Genomic DNA, 19,323 nt, shown 5'->3' on the forward strand with positions numbered 1-19,323 from the left:
ATGGCGCGCCGCCGAGAATAGCGCATTTCGGGCCTGGCTTTAACGGGGTGGCAGCCGTTGCAGACGCTCGAGGATATCGAGAACCACCATCCGGGGCGGCCGCTCATCGGTTTCCACCACCAGATCGGCGATTTCCCGATACAGCGGATCGCGCAACGCCAGCAGGTCGCGCAAGGTTTTTTCCGGGTTGGCCGTGCGCAACAACGGGCGATTGCGATCACGGGCGGTGCGGCCCACCTGTTGTTCGACCGACGCATGCAGGTAGACCACCCGTCCGCCGGCATGCAGCGCCCGACGGTTTTCATCGCGCATTACCGCGCCACCGCCAGTGGCCAATACCACGCCGTCGCAGCCGCACAGCTCGGCGATCATCGCCTGCTCGCGGTCACGAAAGCCCAGTTCGCCTTCTTTATCGAAGATCCATGGGATATTGGCACCCGTGCGCAATTCAATTTCCTTGTCGGAATCTTTGAACGGCAGGCGCAACTCTTTGGCCAGCAAACGGCCGATGGTGCTTTTTCCAGCCCCCATCGGCCCTACAAGAATCAAATTTCGCACAGAATCAACGACTCACAGCAATCGCCTGGTTATTCATGATACGCGGAGTCAGGAATACCAGCAGCTCGGATTTTTTCTCCGCCAGCACATCGCGCCGGAAAAGGCGGCCAAGATACGGCACATCGCCCAAAAATGGCACTTTATCTACCACTTTGCTCTGGGTATTGGAGAAAACCCCGCCGATGACGATGGTTTCGCCATCCTTGACCAGCACCTTGGCGTTGACCTCGTTTTTCTTGATCGGCGGCACATCGTTGAGTTTGTTCAGGTAGTCAGGCTCATCCTTGGTGACTTTGACCACCATGATCACATGGTTGTCTGGGGTGATTTGCGGGGTAACCTCCAGGGACAGCGAGGCCTCCTTGAACGACACGGAGGTGGCGCCCTGGGAGGTGGACTCCTGATAGGGAATTTCGGTGCCCTTGAGGATGCGTGCGGTCTCCTTGTCGGAGGTGACCACCTTGGGCTGCGAGACGATTTCACCGTTGCCGGTTTTCTCCATGGCCGTCAGTTCCAAGTCCAGCAGCAGGTTGTCAGTGATGTAGGCAATGCCCAGGCCGGAGGTGCCGGTGAGCGAACCCAGGTCGACAAACGGCGAGCTGGGCAGGTTTTCCGGCGGCGCCTCACCGTCCGGCACAGGCTTGCGGATACCGCCGGCGGCCCAGTTGCCACGGTTGATCGCGCCGCCCCAGCGTGCGCCCAGGCTTTTGTCATAGTCGACATTGGCCTCGACGATCCGCGCCTCGATCATCACCTGGCGCACGGGGATATCCAGTTGCGCCACTATCCGCCGCAGCTCCTCAAGCCGCTCACTGGTCTGGTAGGCGATGATGTTGTTGGTGCGGTCATCCACCGCCACCGAGCCGCGTTCGTCGGTGGCGCCTTCAAACCCTGTCATCGACTGAAACAGCTTGGCCAGGTCCGCCGCCTTGGCGTAGTTGACCTGCAACAGCTCCCGGCGCAACGGCGCCAGGTCGGCCATCTGCTTGCGTGCTTCCAATGTCAGCAGTTCGCGAGCGGCCAGTTCCTCGGCGGGCGCCACCAGCAAGACACCGGCCTTCACCCGTTTATCCAGGCCCTTGGCCTGCAGCACCAGATCCAGCGCCTGGTCCCAGGGCACGTCCTTCAGACGCAAGGTGATCGTCCCCTGCACATCATCGCTGGCCACCAGGTTGAGGCCCGCGACATCGGCAATCTGTTGCAATACGGCGCGCAACTCGATGTTCTGGAAATTGAGATTCAATGTGTCGCCGGCATAGCCGTCCGACATCGCACGGCCGGGGGCCGGCAGTTGGATCAGATCCACACGATTGGGCACAGCGGCAGCCATCGGTGCCGTGAACGCTATCCATAGCGCCACACCGAAGGACAGGAAAGTCCTTTTCATTTGCTTGATTCCGTTAAGAGTTGACGTTTAACACGAGGATTCGCGAGCGCTCCAGCCATGCGCCCTGTTCATCGGGAAACGATTCGACCAGTTCGATATGGCCATCATGAATGGCGGTGACGCGGCCATGATCAGGCCCCAGATAATCACCGACCGCCAGGCGGTGTACCGTTGATGCCGCGCGCAACAGTGCATAGGCGCGCGCCCCACGTGACAGCGTGCCGACCATTTGGAAACGGTCCACCGCCAGGTTTTCCAGGGCTCCACGCGTACGCGAGAGGTCCGGCGCGCGGGCCGGCCGCCCAAGGGCATGCACCACCTGCAGGGCAAGTGGCTGGAACGGGTCACGCAGACCGCCAGCCGCATAGACAAAGCGCTGCCCCTGCATGGCCGGCTCGCCCAGCCGGGCAACCGGTTGCGTATGCCAATAGGTCTTGGTCACCAGTTCAAGCCGAAGCAACGTGCCCTCAGTGCGCAGGGCAACGTCATGCACCGTGGCGATCCGGGAAAGACCACCCAGGCCGCTGACGAACATTGCCAGGTCGTGATAGGCGCCGCTAGCGTTGACCTGCACGGGTTGCTCGACGTACAGCGCCCGAGGCTGCTCATCCAGCGGCGTGACACTTTCGACCACTACGCCATTGGCCAACGCCAACCGCGCGATGTCTTCGAGCAGACGAGGCATTTCGGACCTGCCGGGCAACTGCTGCAACAGCCCGTCGGACTTGCCCTGCATCAGCTGTAGCTGACGAGCCAGCGCCTCCAGACCCGCCGCCTGGAGCGTTTTTTCCGCGAGTTGGCGCTGCAGCGTCATTTCCCGCGCTTGTGCCTGGTGCAAGCGCTCGCGCGCAGGGCTCAGGTACGCCAGATCACCCACCAGCAGCACCAGGCCGGCCAGCGCACAGCCGGCCAGAACCTTGCCGGGCAAGGGCCATTGTGAAGCGTTGTGAGCAAGCGCGGAAAAGTAGAGCCTGGGCAGGCTCATGGCTGGGCCTCGGCGGATTCTCCATGGCGCACCATCAGTTGGAATTCATTGCCGCCGCGCGCCGCTTCGGTTCGGACATGCCGCAGCTGGGCGGCACCTGGCCCCTGCGCAGTTTCCAGGCGGCGCATCAGCTGCGCGATATCCTGGCTGGATTCGGCACTGCCGCTGATACTCAGCGTGTCGCCCTTGGCCACCACTTCGTGCAGATGCACGCCATCGGGTACCGCTCGCGCCAATTGATCCAACAGCTGGGCACCGGAGGAACGGGCATCGTGCAGATCCTGCACGACCTTCATGCGCTCGGCCAGTTGCTGGCTCTGCTCCTGCAAGTCATCGATGGTCTTGATGCGCTGGTCCTGCGTGGCGACCCCTCTGTCCAAATGGTCGTTGCGCGTCACTTGCCGGTCAATCGCCCGATCGATCACCTGGTCCGCCAGCCACACCGCCGCCAGCGCCACACAGGCGAACGCCAGCAACAACGCCAGAAAGTACTTGCGCCGCCGCTCCGCCAGCGCCTGGCGCCAGGGCAAAAGATTGATTCGTGTCTTCAAGCGAAACTCCTCAGGGCCAGCCCGCACGCAACTCCCATCCCTTGTATATCCACGGCCCACTGTGCGCTATCAACTCGACGGCCCGGCGTGAAGCTGACGAAATCCTGACCGCTCGCGCGCGCCAATGCAAACGCTTCAATGTCGACCACCCGCGGCACCAGCCCCGCCAGCGCCAAAACCGCCTCGCGGGATTCGACCTGTGCCTTCAGGCAGGCCGCCAGCAATACCTCGACCCGCGCCGGGTTTTGGGCGCAGCGTCCTTGTACCTGGAAGTCGATGGCCACGTCATCCAACGCGTAAGGAATGTATTGCTCAGCCTCCATCTGGATCACCCAGGCCATCTCGTCGTCATTGAGCCCAGCCTGCAGTTCGACCACTCGCGTGATGACCGAAGGCCCCGTTACCGCTACCGCCGCACCACGCGCCGGGCTTTGCAGCCTCGACAAAGCAGCGGTCAGCGCGCGCGCCACCCCGTCGATGTCGAGCACTGCGCCGTCGACCACCGAATGGGCCGGCAGATCCTGCGTCGCATAGGCCTGGATGCTGTAACCCGCAGCTGAACGCCCGAGTTCGACCAGTTTGAGGCTGGTGTCATTGATGTCGATACCCAGCAAGGTATCGGCTTTTCGCCTGAAAAATCCCTTTACCATAAAACTCCCTAACCCTTTCCCTGTCATACCGCCTGATTGCCGCCGGCACCGTGCATTCGGTCGACATGTCGGGGAGCCATGCATGACGCCCCGAGCCGAAAATGCTTTAATGCCCAGCGTTTTTTCCCGCTTTTTATCTGCAGCTCGGGTTGATCCATCGTTCGCCATGCATGCCCCGACGCCTAACCCATTCTTTTCTCTGGAAATCCAAAAGCCTTGATTCGTCTGCTGAAGTTTTTCGGGTACTCCATTGTCGCCATCGTCTGCGGGCTGCTGCTCGTGCTCAGCGGGGCCTACCTCTACCTTAGTCCGGGTTTGCCCTCGGTAGAGGCCCTTAGAAGTATCCAGTTGCAGATTCCTTTGCGGGTCTACAGCAGCGATGAAAAGCTGATCGCGGAGTTCGGCGAAATGCGCCGCACACCGATCCGTTTTGCCGACATTCCGCCCAATTTCATCAGCGCCCTGCTGTCGGCCGAAGATGATAATTTCGCCAACCACTATGGCGTCGACCCCAGCAGCCTGGTGCGCGCCGCCACGCAGTTGGTAAAGAGCGGACACATCCAGTCCGGTGGCAGCACCATCACCATGCAGGTGGCGAAGAACTTCTTCCTCACCAGCGAGCGCAGTTTTTCGCGCAAAGCCACCGAGATCCTGCTGGCCCTGCAGATCGAACGCCAGCTGACCAAGGACGAGATCCTTGAGCTGTACGTCAACAAGATCTACCTGGGTAACCGCGCCTATGGCATCGAAGCCGCATCCCAGGTGTACTACGGCAAGTCCATTCGCGACGCCAGCCTGGCGCAGATGGCGATGATCGCCGGCCTGCCCAAGGCCCCTTCGCGCTTCAACCCCCTGGCCAACCCGGCGCGCAGCAAAGAGCGGCGCGACTGGATCCTGGGGCGCATGTACAAGCTGGGCAAGATCGACCAGGCCGCCTATGAAAGTGCCGTGGCCGAGCCGTTGAATGCCAGCTATCACGTTCCGACGCCGGAAGTGAACGCGCCGTATATCGCTGAAATGGCCCGCGCCGAAATGGTCGGCCGCTATGGCAGCGACGCCTACACCGAAGGCTTCCGTGTGACCACCACCGTTCCGAGCAACCTGCAGGAAATCGCCAATGAATCGGTGCATTCCGGCCTGATCGCCTACGATCAGCGTCACGGTTATCGCGGCCCGGAATCACGCCTGCCGGGCAAGACCCTCAGCGCCTGGACCGCCGAACTGGGCAAGCAGCGCGCAATCAGTGGCCTGGAGCCGGCCATCGTGACCCAGGTGAACAAAGACGGCGTGCAAGTACTCACCCGCACCGGCGAAGCCCGTGTGGCCTGGGACAGCATGAAGTGGGCCCGCCCCTTCCTGAACACCAACAGCATGGGCCCGATGCCCAAGCAGCCGGCTGACGTCGCCCAAGTGGGTGACTTGATCCGCGTGCAACGCCAGAAGGACGACAGCCTCAAATTCAGCCAGGTGCCAATGGCCCAGAGCGCACTGGTCTCCCTCGACCCGCAAAATGGTGCGATCCGTGCCCTGGTCGGCGGCTTCGCTTTCGAGCAGAGCAACTACAACCGCGCCACCCAGGCCAAGCGCCAGCCGGGTTCGAGCTTCAAGCCGTTCATTTACAGCGCGGCGCTGGATAACGGCTACACCGCCGCCAGCCTGGTCAACGATGCACCCATCGTGTTTGTCGATGAGTACCTGGACAAGGTCTGGCGTCCGAAGAACGACACCAACACCTTCCTCGGCCCGATCCGCATCCGCGAGGCGCTGTACAAGTCGCGTAACCTGGTGTCGATCCGCCTGCTGCAAGCGATGGGCGTAGGCAAGACCATCGACTACATCACGCGCTTTGGCTTCGCCAAGTCGGACCTGCCGCCGAACCTGTCGCTGGCCCTGGGCACCGCGACGCTCACGCCGATGGAAATCGCCACCGGCTGGAGCACCTTTGCCAACGGCGGCTACAAGATCTCGCCGTACCTGATCGACAAGATCGAAAGCCGCAACGGCGATACCCTGTTCACCGCCAACCCGCCACGGGTGCCGGGCGATGTGGTCAACGGCATGGCGGCCACCGATGGCCTGGCGGCGCCGAGCAATGGCGGCATTACCATTGAGCCGACGCCAGGTACCGCGCCGACCACAGCGGCCGCCCCGACCGAACCGCAAGCACCGGCCGTTGCCGAGCGCATTGTGGATGGCCGCACGACGTATATCCTCAACAGCATCCTTGAAGACGTGATCAAGAAAGGCACCGGCCGCCGCGCCCTGGCCCTTGGCCGCGCGGATATCGCAGGCAAGACCGGTACCACCAACGAATCCAAGGACGCCTGGTTCTCTGGCTACAACGCCGACTACGTGACCACCGTGTGGACCGGTTACGACCAGCCGGAAAGCCTCGGCCGCCGTGAATTCGGTGGCACCGTCGCACTGCCGATCTGGATGAGCTACATGGGCGCAGCCCTGAAGGACAAGCCGCTGCACACTCAGCCGGAGCCGGAAGGCATCCTCAGCCTGCGAATCGACCCGGTGAGTGGCCGTGCAGCCTCTCCAAGCACGCCGAACGCGTACTTCGAACTGTTCAAGAGCGAAGACACGCCGCCGTCGGTCAATGAATTGGGCAATGGCGCGGTACCGGGCAGCCCGTTGCCGGCGGACGAGGCCGCGCCGATCGATCTCTTTTAGAGAGCGGCAAGCTGTCAGCTACAAGCGGCGAGTTGAGAACGGTGATGTGCTGCTCTTGAACTTGCCGTTTGCAGCTTGAAACTCCCCATAAAAAAACCCGGCGTTCCGAGCCGGGTTTTTTTATGGGTCTACGGCTTAGCCGTTGAACACATCATCCACGCTTTGCAGCGGGTAGTTCTTCGGATACGGCAGGGTGGCCACACCGGTCTCGATCGCGGCTTTGGCCACGGCGTCGGAGATCAGGGTGATCAGGCGCTTATCCATCGGTTTCGGAATAATGTACTCACGACCGAATTCCAGCTTGGCGCCACCGTAGGCGTCGCACACGTCCTGTGGCACCGGCAGCTTGGCCAGTTCGCGCAGGGCATTGGCGGCAGCGACTTTCATCTCTTCGTTGATACGCTTGGCGCGAACGTCCAGGGCACCACGGAAGATGAACGGGAAGCCCAAAACGTTGTTGACCTGGTTCGGGTAGTCCGAGCGGCCGGTGGCCATGATCACGTCGTCGCGGGTGGCGTGGGCCAGTTCCGGGGCGATTTCCGGATCAGGGTTGGAGCAGGCGAACACGATCGGGTTGGCCGCCATGGACTTCAGGCCTTCGGCGCTGAGCAGGTTCGGGCCGGACAGGCCGACGAACACGTCTGCACCGTTGAGGGCATCAGCCAGGGTGCGCTTGGACGACGGGTGGGCAAACATCGCCTTGTACTGGTTCAGATCGGTACGCTCGGACTGGATCACGCCCTTGCTGTCGACCATGTAGATGTTCTCAAGCTTGGCGCCCATGCTCACGATCAGCTTCATGCAGGAGATCGCGGCAGCACCGGCGCCCAGGCAGACGATCTTGGCGTCAGCCAGGGTTTTGCCGGCGATTTCCAGTGCGTTGATCATGCCGGCGGCGGTAACGATTGCAGTACCGTGCTGGTCATCGTGGAATACCGGAATGTCGCACTGCTCGATCAGGGCCTTTTCGATCTCAAAGCACTCAGGTGCCTTGATGTCTTCCAGGTTGATGCCACCGAAGGTGATGGAGATGCGCTTGACGGTGTCGATGAAAGCCTGTGGGCTTTCGGAGTCGACTTCGATGTCGAAAACGTCAATGCCGGCGAAGCGCTTGAACAGCACGCCTTTACCTTCCATGACTGGCTTGGACGCCAATGGGCCGAGGTTGCCCAGGCCGAGAATCGCGGTGCCATCGGAAATCACTGCAACCAGGTTGCCTTTGCCGGTGTACTTGTACGCCAGTTCTGGATCGCGGGCGATTTCGCGTACGGGCTCGGCAACACCAGGGCTGTAGGCCAGCGACAGGTCGCGAGCAGTGGCAGTGGCTTTGGTGAGCTCTACACTCAGCTTACCTGGACGAGGATGGGCATGATATTCGAGAGCGGCAGTTTTCAAATCAGACATATCGGCATTCCGCTTTTACTGTTGGTCGACGGACCGCCGAGGATACGCGTGTCGTAAAGCCCCTACAAGACTGGGCAGTCACAGGTGTCAAGGCCCCGCAGCGCCGTACTTTGGTCTAAGGCCACGGGATACAAGGGCTTAACTGTTCACAATCGAATAAAAAAATGTCTACAATTTTTTATTCATCTATCGATTTGAGCATGCCGGGATCCGTCAGCGGCAGCAACCAACGCGCCTGGTCGCTTTTGCGGCCACCGCGTTTGGCGCGATCTTGCACCCAGCCACGCGCCTCGACTTTCTTGCCTTGCAGACCATTGAGCAGGCCGCTGTCGAATTGACGGGCCAGGTCGGGCGCAATGCGCAATACCACTGCGCCCTGCAATTCGATCCAGATTCCGCCGCGATTACGTTCGATACGGCTCACACGGCCGCTGACCAGGGCAAAGCCGGACTGGCGCAGCTGCGCCACGGATTGCACCGGCGATTGCCGCCATACGCCCAGGCGCGCCGAGCGGGCGCTGTCTTCAGCGGCCTGCTGGCAGGTGGCGAGGTCGACATTGGGAGCGACGCCGACCTGGAATCCCAGGCCTTCGGCCAGCAATTGCGCCTCCAGGTTCTCGCCATCGGCGCCATAAAGGTGGGCCAGGGTGCGCCCGTAGTGATCCTGACGCTCCCGCCCCGGCAACAATCCCACGCGACCGCCGCTGGCCTGCACCAACGCCTGCAGACGCTGGCGGGCGGCGACGGCAAAAGGCTCGTCGGTACGGCCTTTCTTGCCGGTTTCCGGCGCATTGAGCCCGATCATGCGCACACTGCGGCCATCCTTGAGGCGCACCGTGTCGCCATCCACCACCCGCTGCACCTCGACCTGGGCCAGGCCAGCAGGCGCGGGGCAAAATACTTCGGCCTGGGCGGCCGACAGCCAAATCGCGGGCACAAAAAAGGCGCCCGCAAGGGACGCCTTTTTTAACAGCTGGCAAAAGCCCATAAGGCTTTCGAGCCTTACTCTGCTGGAGTAGCAGCAGCCGGCTTCTTGCCGAAAGCACCGAAGCGATCTGCGAAGCGCTGTACGCGGCCGCCGGTGTCCAGAGTCTTCTGCTTACCGGTGTAGAACGGGTGGCACTCGTTGCATACGTCAGTACCCAGTGGCTTGCACAGGTTCGAGCGAGTTTCGAACTTGTTGCCGCAGCTGCAGGTAACTTCGATGGTTTCGTACGCTGGATGGATATCGGCTTTCATGGCACTTCCTCGGGCTAGCGTGCCGCCACTCGACACTATTGTCGAATACCGCACGTAATTAGGCCGCGGATTCTACCAGACCTTTTCAATCGCGCAAGCGGCGACACCTCTCTCGTATCCACATAAAAGCACCTTTCATCAGAAAACCGTGGCATACCCAACACTCCCCTCGTCTGCTAGTCTCGCGCCCCTGCGCCACCCCTGTCTTTACTATGAGATCTCCCCGCGTGCCCGACGCCATTTTGCGCCTAGCCCTGCCTTCGCCCCTGCGCCGCCTGTTCGATTACCGGGCCCCGGCCGGCGTGCTGCGGGCGCAATTGCAGCCGGGCATGCGCGTGCGCGTGCCGTTTGGCCGACGGGAAATGATCGGCATCCTGATCGAAGTCGCCGACCACAGCGAAGTGCCCGCCGATAAACTCAAGCCCGCCCTGGCCATGCTCGACGCCACGCCCCCCCTGCCGCCCGCGCTGTTCAAGCTGTGCCTGTGGACGGCTCAGTATTACCAGCACAGCCTCGGCGACACCTTGAGCTGGGCCCTGCCGGTACTGCTGCGCCAGGGCGAGCTGGCCGAAGCGCGTCAGGAACGGTTCTGGTCGAGCGTGCCCGGCGCCAGCCTCGATGACCCGCGCATCGCCCGTGCCCCGCGCCAGCGTGAAGCCCTGGCCACCCTGGCCCAGCACCCTCACGGCGTGGCGCATCAGCTGTTGAGCAAGCTGATGCTGAGCAAAGACAGCCTCGACCTGCTGCTGGCCAAGGGCTTGGTACAGGTTGAAATTCGCAAGCATGCTCCCGATCCGCGCCACGAACATTGGCTGGCCCAGCCGGAGTTACCGCTGAACCCCGAGCAACGCGCTGCGTATGAGGCGATTCGCGCAGGTTTCGACAGTTTCCACGCGTTCCTGCTGGCGGGCGTCACCGGCAGCGGCAAGACCGAAGTGTATTTGCAGTTGATCCGCGAAACCTTGCAGGCCGGCAAACAGGCGCTGGTGCTGATCCCCGAGATCAACCTCGGCCCGCAAACCCTGGCGCGCTTCGAGCAGCGCTTCAATGCGCGCATCGCGCTGGTGCACTCGGCGGTCAACGACCGCGAGCGCCTGGAGTCGTGGTTGGCGGCACGCGATGGCGAGGCCGACATTATTATCGGCACCCGCTCGGCGCTGTTCACCCCGATGAAAAATCCCGGGCTGATCATCATCGATGAAGAACACGACGGTTCTTATAAGCAGCAGGAAGGCCTGCGCTACCATGCCCGCGACCTGGCGCTGGTGCGCGCCCGCCAGGAAGACATTCCGATTGTGCTGGGCTCGGCCACGCCATCCCTGGAGAGCCTGCACAACGCCTACACCGGCCGTTACGGGCTCCTACGCCTGAATGAGCGCGCCGGCGGCGCCAAACAACCTCGCTTCCTGCGCCTGGACGTAAAAAGCCGTCCGCTGGACAGCGGTATTTCCGGGCCGATGCAACAGGCCATCGGCCAGACCCTCGCCGCCGGCCAGCAAGTCCTGGTATTTCTCAACCGTCGCGGCTTTGCGCCGACGCTGCTGTGCCATGACTGTGGCTGGATGTCCGAATGCGAGCGCTGCGACGCGCGCATGACCGTGCACCAACGCTACGGCGAGTTACGCTGCCATCACTGTGGCCATGTGGAGCGCGTGCCCCGCCACTGCCCGCAGTGCGGCAAGGTCGACCTGCGCCCGGTTGGCGCGGGCACCGAGCGCGCCGAAGAGCGCCTGGGCATTCTGTTTCCGGATTACCCGGTGCTGCGGGTCGACCGCGACAGCACTTCGCGCAAGGATGCGATGAACCAACTGTTCGCCACTATCCAGAAAGGCCAACCGTGCATATTGGTGGGCACGCAGATGCTCGCCAAAGGGCACCACTTTCCCCGGGTGACGCTGGTGTCGATCCTGGATGCCGACGGCGGCCTGTTCTCCGGCGACTTCCGCGCCAGCGAGCGCATGGCGCAGTTGATCGTGCAAGTCGCCGGGCGTGCCGGGCGTGCCGAAGAGCCGGGCAAGGTGATTATCCAGACGCACCTGGCCGACCACCCGCTGCTGATCCAACTGACCGAACAGGGCTACTTTGCCTTCGCCGAACAGGCATTGAGCGAACGCCGTGCCGCGGGCCTGCCACCCTTTTCCCACCTGGCCTTGCTGCGCGCCGAAGCCCATAAACCCGGGCAGGCCGAAGCGTTCCTGGATGAAGCATGCAGCGCCGCCGAACGTTTGCTCGGCGAACTGGGTCTGAGCGGCATCGAACTCCTCGGCCCGGTACCCGCGCCCATGGAACGCCGCGCCGGGCGGTACCGCGCTCAGCTACTTTTACAAGCCACCTCGCGTGCGCCGCTGCATCGGTTATTAAGTAGCTGGTTGCTTGCTCTGGAGCAAATGCCCAGCGGGCGACAGGTGCGATGGTCGTTGGATGTGGACCCGGTAGATTTGTATTGAATTTCCCTGTGGCGAGGGAGCTTGCTCCCGCTGGGCTGCGTAGCGGCCCCAAGTTTTTGGGAGCGCTTCGCACTCCAGCGGGAGCAAGCTCCCTCGCCACAGGTTAATCGTCTGTAGAGATCCGACGAAGGTTGGCAAGCCCGCCCTCGCCACGGATAATGCCCAGTTTTTCCACCTGCGCATCGCGCGCCGCCGCTTGCGGTCGAAAGAGAACACCATGAAAGACACCATTCGCCAGCTGATCCAACAAGCCCTCACCCATCTCGTCAACGAAGGTGTGTTGCCTGAAGGCCTGACGCCGGCGATCCAGGTGGAAAACACCCGCGACAAGACCCACGGTGACTTCGCCAGCAATATCGCGATGATGCTGTCCAAGCCGGCCGGCATGAAGCCGCGCGACCTGGCGGAAAAAATCATTGCCGCACTGCCGGCCGACGAGAGTGTGACCAAGGCCGAAATCGCCGGCCCTGGCTTTATCAACTTCTTCCAGAACACCCAGGCCCTGGCGTCGCGCCTGGACGCCGCCCTGGCCGACGCCAAAATCGGCGCGCGCAAGGCCGGCGAAGCGCAGCGCGTGGTCGTCGACCTGTCGGCGCCGAACCTGGCCAAAGAGATGCACGTGGGTCACCTGCGTTCCACCATCATCGGCGACGGCGTGGCGCGGGTGCTGGAGTTTCTCGGCGACAGCGTGATCCGCCAGAACCACGTCGGCGACTGGGGCACCCAGTTCGGCATGCTGATGGCGTACCTGCAAGAGAACCCGATCACCAGCAACGAGCTGTCGGACCTGGAGAACTTCTACCGCGCCGCCAAGAAGCGCTTTGACGAATCCGAAGACTTCGCCGACCGCGCCCGTGGCCTGGTGGTCAAGCTGCAAGCCGGCGACGCCGAATGCCTGGCGCTGTGGAACCGCTTCCGCGATATCTCGCTGTCCCATTGCCAGGAAATCTACGAGCTGCTCAACGTTAAATTGACCATGGCCGACGTAATGGGCGAAAGCGCCTACAACGACGACCTGATCAATGTGGTCAACGACCTCAAGGCCAAGGGCCTGCTGGTCGAGAGCAACGGCGCGCAGTGCGTGTTCCTCGAAGAATTCAAGACCGCCGACGGCGAACCGCTGCCGGTGATCATCGTCAAGGCCGATGGCGGCTACCTCTACGCCACCACCGACCTGGCCGCCGTGCGTTACCGCAGCGGCGTGCTCAAGGCCGATCGTGCGTTGTACTTCGTCGACCAGCGCCAGGCCCTGCACTTCCAGCAAGTGTTCGAAGTGGCGCGCCGTGCGGGCTTCGTCACCCACCCGATGCACATGGAGCACATGGGCTTCGGCACCATGAACGGCGCCGACGGCCGCCCGTTCAAGACCCGCGACGGTGGCACGGTCAAACTGATCGACCTGCTCAACGAAGCCCAGGACCGCGCCTACAACCTGGTGAAGGAAAAGAACCCGGAACTGGCCGAGGCCGACCTGCGCAACATCGCCCGCGTGGTGGGCATCGGCGCAGTCAAATACGCTGACCTGTCCAAGCACCGCACCAGCGACTACAGCTTCAACTTCGAACTGATGCTCAACTTCGAAGGCAACACCGCGCCGTACCTGCTGTACGCCTACACCCGCGTGGCCGGTGTGTTCCGCAAGCTGGGCAAGGACTTCAGCGAAGTCGAAGGCCGGATCGTGCTGGATGCGCCCCACGAACAGGAATTGGCCGCCAAACTGGCGCAATTGGGCGAAGTGTTGAACAGCGTCGGCGAGAAAGGCACGCCGCATATCCTGTGCACCTACCTGTATGAAGTCGCCGGCCTGTTCTCCAGCTTCTACGAGAACTGCCCGATCCTCACCGCCGACGACGAAGCCCAAAAGCAGAGTCGCCTGCGCCTCGCCGCACTGGCCGGACGGACCCTCAAGCAAGGCCTGGAACTGTTGGGCCTGGAAACTCTGGAGCGTATGTAAGTTGGCTGCCAAGAAAAAACCTGCACCCAAGCGCGGCGCCAGCCGCTACCAGGCCCCGGCGAAGAAGCCGATCCCAGGCTGGTTGTGGATGGCTATCGGCCTCACGGTCGGTGCGTTTGTGGTGTTTCTGATGAAGCTGGATCCGGGCCAGGGCGATGACGTCAAACGGGTCAAGCAGGAACAGCAGAAAGCCAGCAAAATTGCCGAAGCCAACAAGACTGCGCCAAGCCCGACCGCACCGGTGAAGCCGAAATATGACTTCTACACGCTGCTGCCGGAATCGGAAGTGATCGTGCCGCCCGACGCCGTGCCGGAGAAAACCCTGCCGACGCCGCAGGTACCGACCACCCCGGTGACGCCGGCGGAAGCGGCGAAAATCGACACCGCCCGCGCCCAGGCGGCGCTGGCCGGGATTACCCCGCCGCCAGCACCGCCGGTGGCAGAGACCAAGGCGGCGCCGGTGACGAAGTTCTTCCTGCAGGCGGGCTCGTTCCCCAAACAGGCGGACGCAGATCGAGTGCGGGCGCAGATCATTCTGCTGGGGCAGTCGGTGACGGTGGAGTCCGGCACGGTCAAGGATGCGACCTGGTATCGCGTGCTGGTGGGACCGTTCAGCAACCGTGAACAACTGACCGTGGCGCAGAAACAATTGGCCGGTGCCGGGTTTAGCAACCTTTTGCTACAACAACGCCAGAGCCGCTGACTTAGAAGACACAGCAGGACTAATGTGGGAGGGGGCTTGCCCCGATAGCGGTGGGTCAGTCAGCTTATCTGTAGCTGACCCAATGCAATCGGGAGCAAGCCCCCTCCCACATTTGGTTTTGTAGTGTTCTTAAATAGGTGTCGGACCGATAAACACCACTCGTCCGCCATAACCCTCTACGCTTGAAATCACCCCCACTACCCCCATATCAGTTTCCATCAGGGCATTTTCGCCCCGCTGCGTGGAGACTCTCCTCTTGACCACCATCGTTTCAGTACGTCGCCACGGCAAAGTCGTCATGGGCGGCGACGGCCAGGTTTCCCTGGGTAATACCGTGATGAAAGGCAACGCGAAAAAAGTGCGCCGCCTGTACCACGGCCAGGTACTCGCCGGCTTCGCAGGCGCCACCGCCGACGCCTTCACCCTCTTCGAGCGTTTCGAAGGCCAGCTTGAGAAACACCAGGGCCACCTCGTGCGCGCCGCCGTCGAACTCGCCAAGGAATGGCGCACCGATCGCTCCCTCAGCCGCCTGGAAGCCATGCTGGCCGTGGCCAACAAAGACGCGTCCCTGATCATCACCGGTAACGGCGATGTGGTTGAGCCCGAGCATGGCTTGATCGCCATGGGCTCCGGCGGCGGCTACGCACAGGCGGCGGCCAGCGCGTTGTTGAAGAAAACCGACCTGTCGGCCCGTGAAATCGTCGAGACCGCCCTGGGCATCGCCGGCGATATCTGCGTGTTCACCAACCACAACCAGACCATTGAGGAGCAGGACCTCGCCGAATAAGCCGTAGGCTTATTCCCGCTTGAGGCCGCCAAACACTATGTCCATGACTCCCCGCGAAATCGTCCACGAACTCAACCGCCATATCATCGGCCAGGACGATGCCAAGCGCGCCGTTGCCATCGCCCTGCGAAACCGCTGGCGCCGGATGCAACTGCCCGAAGAACTGCGCGTTGAAGTGACGCCCAAGAACATCCTGATGATCGGCCCGACCGGTGTCGGTAAAACCGAGATCGCCCGGCGCCTGGCCAAACTGGCCAATGCCCCGTTCATCAAGGTCGAAGCGACCAAGTTCACCGAAGTCGGCTATGTGGGCCGTGACGTCGAGTCGATCATCCGCGACCTGGCCGACGCCGCCCTGAAGATGCTGCGCGAACAGGAAGTGACCAAGGTCAGCCACCGCGCCGAAGACGCCGCCGAGGAACGCATCCTCGACGCCCTGCTGCCACCGGCACGCATGGGCTTTAACGAAGACGCCGCGCCGTCGTCGGACTCCAACACCCGCCAGCTGTTCCGCAAGCGCCTGCGTGAAGGCCAGCTGGATGACAAGGAAATCGAGATCGAAGTCGCCGAAGTATCTGGCGTGGACATCTCCGCGCCGCCCGGCATGGAAGAAATGACCAGCCAGTTGCAGAACCTGTTCGCCAACATGGGCAAGGGCAAGAAGAAAAGCCGCAAGCTCAAGGTGAAAGAGGCGCTGAAGCTGGTGCGCGACGAAGAAGCCGGGCGCCTGGTCAACGAGGAAGAACTCAAGGCCAAGGCCCTGGAAGCGGTCGAGCAGCATGGCATCGTGTTTATCGATGAGATCGACAAGGTGGCCAAGCGCGGCAATTCCGGCGGCGTCGACGTGTCCCGTGAAGGTGTGCAGCGTGACCTGTTGCCGCTGATCGAAGGCTGCACCGTGAACACTAAACTGGGCATGGTCAAGACCGACCACATCCTGTTCATCGCCTCCGGTGCGTTCCACCTGAGCAAGCCAAGCGACCTGGTGCCGGAGCTGCAAGGCCGCCTGCCGATCCGCGTGGAGCTCAAGGCGCTGACGCCGGGCGACTTCGAACGCATCCTCAGCGAGCCGCATGCATCGCTCACCGAGCAATACCGCGAGTTGCTGAAAACCGAAGGCCTGGGGATAGAGTTCCAGGCGGACGGCATCAAGCGCCTGGCGGAGATCGCCTGGCAGGTCAACGAAAAGACCGAGAACATCGGGGCCCGTCGCCTGCACACGCTGCTTGAGCGTTTGCTTGAGGAAGTGTCCTTCAGCGCCGGCGACATGGCCGGGGCGCAGAATGGCGAAGCGATCAAGATCGACGCCGACTACGTCAACAGCCACCTGGGTGAATTGGCGCAGAACGAAGACTTGTCGCGGTATATCCTGTAAGCCTCACACCGAACTGCTTTGCTTCAATGTGGGAGGGGCGGTGCGACGATTCGACTTGCTCCCGATGGCGGTGTATCAGTATCAGATGTGCTGACTGACACACTGTAATCGGGAGCAAGTCGAATCGTTGCACCGCCCCTCCCACATTTTTAAGCCGGTTTATTCAGGAGCACCTCATATGGCCAAGTTTCCTACCGCAGTAAACCTGCACAAAACCTCCAATACCCTCGGCCTCACCTACGGGCCCGAAGAAACCTACCAACTACCCGCCGAATTCCTGCGGGTGCACTCCCCCTCCGCCGAGGTCCAGGGCCACGGCAAACCCATCCTGCAATTGGGCAAGCTCAACGTTAAATTGACCAAGGTAGAACCGGCCGGTCAGTACGCACTGAAATTGACCTTCGACGACGGGCATGACAGCGGCCTGTTCACCTGGGACTACCTCTACCAACTGGCCGTGCGTCAGGAAGCGCTGTGGGCCGATTACCTTGCCGAGCTCAAGGCGGCCGGAAAAACCCGCGACCCGAGTCAGTCGGTCGTGCGGCTGATGCTCTAGCCAAGGCTTCTTGCGCTTTAGAGGGCATTTTCTAATTTCATTTGCTTGAATGCCCTGTCGCGTGGTCAACGATTGGCCCGCTTGCGAAAAAAATTAAACTCGGGTAACCAATGGAACTGGCAAGTTCCCTGCATTTGACGATGCGGTATCAACGGTCACCCGAGTCGCAGTACCTGAGGTGTGTTGTGTATCGAAACTGGGTGCGCAGCGCCAGCCGGTACTCGTCTTCCGGACAATGGAGCGTCGTAGATGAGTAACAAGAACAACGATGACTTGAAACGCCAGGCCTCGGAAAACACCCTGGGGCTGAACCCGATCATCGCGTTACGCAAAAAGGATTTACTCGCCTCGGCGAAGATGGTGCTGACCCAAGCCATCAAGCAACCGTTGCACAGCGTCAAACACGTCGCGCATTTTGGCGTCGAGTTAAAGAATGTGATGTTCGGCAAATCCGCGCTGGTGCCAGAGAGCGACGACCGTCGCTTCCATGACCCGGCCTGGAGCCAGAACCCGCTCTACAAACGCTACCTGCAAACCTACCTGGCGTGGCGCAAGGAACTGCACGACTGGATTGGCGACAGCAACCTGTCTGCACAGGACATCAGCCGCGGCCACTTCGTGATCAACCTGATGACCGAAGCCATGGCCCCCACCAACAGCGCGGCCAACCCGGCGGCGGTCAAACGCTTTTTTGAAACCGGCGGCAAGAGCCTGCTCGACGGTCTGTCGCACCTGGCCAAGGACATGGTGCACAACGGCGGCATGCCGAGCCAGGTCAACATGGGCGCCTTTGAAGTAGGCAAGACCCTGGGTACCACCGAAGGCGCCGTGGTGTTTCGCAATGACGTGCTGGAGCTGATCCAGTACAAGCCAATCACCGAGCAGGTGCATGAGCGCCCATTGCTGGTGGTGCCGCCGCAGATCAACAAATTCTATGTCTTCGACCTGAGCCCGGAGAAGAGCCTGGCGCGCTTCTGCCTGCGCAACGGCCAGCAGACGTTTATCGTCAGCTGGCGCAACCCGACCAAGGCCCAGCGCGAGTGGGGCCTGTCGACCTATATCGAAGCGCTCAAGGAAGCGGTGGACGTGGTCACGGCGATCACCGGCAGCAAGGACATCAACATGCTCGGCGCCTGCTCCGGCGGCATCACTTGCACCGCGCTGCTCGGCCACTACGCGGCGCTGGGAGAGAAGAAGGTCAACGCCCTGACCCTGCTGGTGAGCGTGCTGGACACCACCCTGGACACCCAGGTGGCGCTGTTCGTCGACGAGCAGACCCTGGAAGCGGCCAAGCGCCATTCCTACCAGGCCGGCGTGCTGGAAGGCCGCGACATGGCCAAGGTGTTCGCCTGGATGCGCCCCAACGACCTGATCTGGAATTACTGGGTCAACAACTACCTGCTGGGCAACGAGCCGCCGGTGTTCGACATCCTGTTCTGGAACAACGACACCACGCGCCTGCCGGCGGCGTTCCACGGCGACCTGATCGAACTGTTCAAGAACAACCCACTGGTACGCGCCAACGCCCTGGAAGTGTGCGGCACGCCCATCGACCTCAAACAGGTCACGGCCGATATCTACTCCCTGGCCGGCACCAACGACCACATCACGCCGTGGCAGTCATGCTACAAGTCGGCACAGCTGTTTGGCGGCAAGGTGGAGTTCGTGCTGTCCAGCAGCGGGCATATCCAGAGCATCCTCAACCCGCCGGGCAACCCCAAGGCACGCTACCAGACCAGCGACAGCCTGGCGGGCAAGCCGCTTGAGTGGCAGGAGAATGCGACCAAGCACACTGACTCGTGGTGGTTGCACTGGCAGGCGTGGCAGGCGGAGCGGGCAGGGAAATTGAAGAAGGCACCGACGGCTTTAGGTAACAAAACCTACGCAGCAGCGGAAGCAGCCCCAGGAACTTACGTACACGAACGCTAGATTGAAATGGGGTCAAGTGTGGGAAGGGGCTTGCCCCGATAGCAGTGTGTCAGTCAGCTGATCCATTGGCTGATCAATTGCAATCGGGAGCAAGCCCCCTCCCACATTTGGCCTGCATT

At 61.9% G+C, this 19,323-nt stretch carries 15 protein-coding genes and 1 pseudogene; 8 read left to right on the forward strand and 8 right to left on the reverse strand.

Annotated elements, in window-relative coordinates; genetic code table 11:
* Positions 1-39 precede the first annotated feature (39 nt).
* The 5 genes and pseudogenes from aroK to pilM form a co-directional block, all read right to left on the reverse strand.
* Positions 40-558, reverse strand: a complete 519-nt coding sequence (gene aroK, locus V6M90_RS01195) for a shikimate kinase AroK (RefSeq protein WP_003171222.1) — start codon at positions 556-558, stop codon at positions 40-42.
* Positions 559-562: 4 nt separating this feature from the next.
* A pseudogene (locus V6M90_RS01200) lies at positions 563-1,810 on the reverse strand (type IV pilus secretin PilQ); the annotation flags it as partial.
* A gap of 148 nt (positions 1,811-1,958) precedes the next feature.
* Positions 1,959-2,930, reverse strand: a complete 972-nt coding sequence (locus tag V6M90_RS01205; RefSeq protein ID WP_332845969.1) for a pilus assembly protein PilP — start codon at positions 2,928-2,930, stop codon at positions 1,959-1,961.
* On the reverse strand, positions 2,927-3,481 hold the full coding sequence (locus V6M90_RS01210; protein WP_042944063.1) for a PilN domain-containing protein: 555 nt from the start codon (positions 3,479-3,481) through the stop codon (positions 2,927-2,929). The genes V6M90_RS01205 and V6M90_RS01210 overlap by 4 nt, the downstream gene beginning before the upstream one ends.
* Positions 3,478-4,131, reverse strand: a complete 654-nt coding sequence (gene pilM / locus V6M90_RS01215) for a type IV pilus biogenesis protein PilM (protein ID WP_332845970.1) — start codon at positions 4,129-4,131, stop codon at positions 3,478-3,480. Before pilM ends, V6M90_RS01210 begins: the two co-directional genes overlap by 4 nt.
* A 219-nt stretch (positions 4,132-4,350) precedes the next feature.
* Here pilM and V6M90_RS01220 point away from each other — a divergent pair, with 219 nt between their 5' ends.
* Positions 4,351-6,810, forward strand: coding sequence for a penicillin-binding protein 1A (locus tag V6M90_RS01220; protein WP_370694840.1), 2,460 nt, complete (start codon positions 4,351-4,353; stop codon positions 6,808-6,810).
* A gap of 135 nt (positions 6,811-6,945) precedes the next feature.
* On the opposite strand, the gene V6M90_RS01225 is transcribed toward V6M90_RS01220, so the two are convergent.
* From V6M90_RS01225 to rpmE, 3 genes are all read right to left on the reverse strand, one after another.
* Positions 6,946-8,214 (reverse strand): malic enzyme-like NAD(P)-binding protein, encoded by a 1,269-nt coding sequence (locus V6M90_RS01225; protein ID WP_027605010.1) that lies wholly within the window; start codon positions 8,212-8,214, stop codon positions 6,946-6,948.
* A gap of 178 nt (positions 8,215-8,392) precedes the next feature.
* On the reverse strand, positions 8,393-9,202 hold the full coding sequence (locus tag V6M90_RS01230) for a thermonuclease family protein (RefSeq protein ID WP_332845971.1): 810 nt from the start codon (positions 9,200-9,202) through the stop codon (positions 8,393-8,395).
* Positions 9,203-9,216: 14 nt separating this feature from the next.
* A complete protein-coding gene (gene rpmE / locus V6M90_RS01235; RefSeq protein ID WP_003237330.1) occupies positions 9,217-9,453 on the reverse strand; it encodes a 50S ribosomal protein L31 in 237 nt (78 codons plus the stop codon).
* A 227-nt stretch (positions 9,454-9,680) separates the two neighbouring features.
* Here rpmE and V6M90_RS01240 point away from each other — a divergent pair, with 227 nt between their 5' ends.
* From V6M90_RS01240 to phaC, 7 genes are all read left to right on the forward strand, one after another.
* Positions 9,681-11,900: a primosomal protein N' gene (locus V6M90_RS01240; protein WP_003171212.1), complete on the forward strand. Its 2,220-nt coding sequence runs from the start codon at positions 9,681-9,683 to the stop codon at positions 11,898-11,900.
* A gap of 217 nt (positions 11,901-12,117) precedes the next feature.
* On the forward strand, positions 12,118-13,854 hold the full coding sequence (gene argS / locus V6M90_RS01245) for an arginine--tRNA ligase (RefSeq protein WP_141063074.1): 1,737 nt from the start codon (positions 12,118-12,120) through the stop codon (positions 13,852-13,854).
* Between the two features lies 1 nt (position 13,855).
* Positions 13,856-14,557, forward strand: coding sequence for an SPOR domain-containing protein (locus V6M90_RS01250; RefSeq protein ID WP_078731217.1), 702 nt, complete (start codon positions 13,856-13,858; stop codon positions 14,555-14,557).
* Between the two features lie 256 nt (positions 14,558-14,813).
* Positions 14,814-15,344, forward strand: a complete 531-nt coding sequence (hslV, locus tag V6M90_RS01255; protein WP_003171209.1) for an ATP-dependent protease subunit HslV — start codon at positions 14,814-14,816, stop codon at positions 15,342-15,344.
* Between the two features lie 37 nt (positions 15,345-15,381).
* Complete coding sequence (gene hslU / locus V6M90_RS01260) at positions 15,382-16,719, forward strand: ATP-dependent protease ATPase subunit HslU (protein ID WP_003171208.1); 1,338 nt, start codon at positions 15,382-15,384, stop codon at positions 16,717-16,719.
* 178 nt (positions 16,720-16,897) lie between these two features.
* Positions 16,898-17,275 (forward strand): gamma-butyrobetaine hydroxylase-like domain-containing protein, encoded by a 378-nt coding sequence (locus V6M90_RS01265; protein WP_003171207.1) that lies wholly within the window; start codon positions 16,898-16,900, stop codon positions 17,273-17,275.
* 249 nt (positions 17,276-17,524) lie between these two features.
* A complete protein-coding gene (gene phaC / locus V6M90_RS01270) occupies positions 17,525-19,204 on the forward strand; it encodes a class II poly(R)-hydroxyalkanoic acid synthase (RefSeq protein WP_003171206.1) in 1,680 nt (559 codons plus the stop codon).
* Positions 19,205-19,323 lie beyond the last annotated feature (119 nt).

It is taken from the genome of Pseudomonas lactucae, assembly GCF_036688725.1.
Taxonomy (GTDB): Bacteria; Pseudomonadota; Gammaproteobacteria; order Pseudomonadales; family Pseudomonadaceae; genus Aquipseudomonas; species Aquipseudomonas lactucae.

What these genes read in the sequence shown, in the direction of transcription:
- argS (WP_141063074.1), top strand. Translation starts at nt 12,118, where the DNA reads ATGAAAGACACCATTCGCCAGCTGATCCAACAAGCCCTCACCCATCTC.
- V6M90_RS01225 (WP_027605010.1), bottom strand. Translation starts at nt 8,214, where the DNA reads ATGTCTGATTTGAAAACTGCCGCTCTCGAATATCATGCCCATCCTCGT.
- V6M90_RS01205 (WP_332845969.1), bottom strand. Translation starts at nt 2,930, where the DNA reads ATGAGCCTGCCCAGGCTCTACTTTTCCGCGCTTGCTCACAACGCTTCA.
- phaC (WP_003171206.1), top strand. Translation starts at nt 17,525, where the DNA reads ATGAGTAACAAGAACAACGATGACTTGAAACGCCAGGCCTCGGAAAAC.
- rpmE (WP_003237330.1), bottom strand. Translation starts at nt 9,453, where the DNA reads ATGAAAGCCGATATCCATCCAGCGTACGAAACCATCGAAGTTACCTGC.
- hslU (WP_003171208.1), top strand. Translation starts at nt 15,382, where the DNA reads ATGTCCATGACTCCCCGCGAAATCGTCCACGAACTCAACCGCCATATC.
- pilM (WP_332845970.1), bottom strand. Translation starts at nt 4,131, where the DNA reads ATGGTAAAGGGATTTTTCAGGCGAAAAGCCGATACCTTGCTGGGTATC.
- V6M90_RS01265 (WP_003171207.1), top strand. Translation starts at nt 16,898, where the DNA reads ATGGCCAAGTTTCCTACCGCAGTAAACCTGCACAAAACCTCCAATACC.
- V6M90_RS01230 (WP_332845971.1), bottom strand. Translation starts at nt 9,202, where the DNA reads ATGGGCTTTTGCCAGCTGTTAAAAAAGGCGTCCCTTGCGGGCGCCTTT.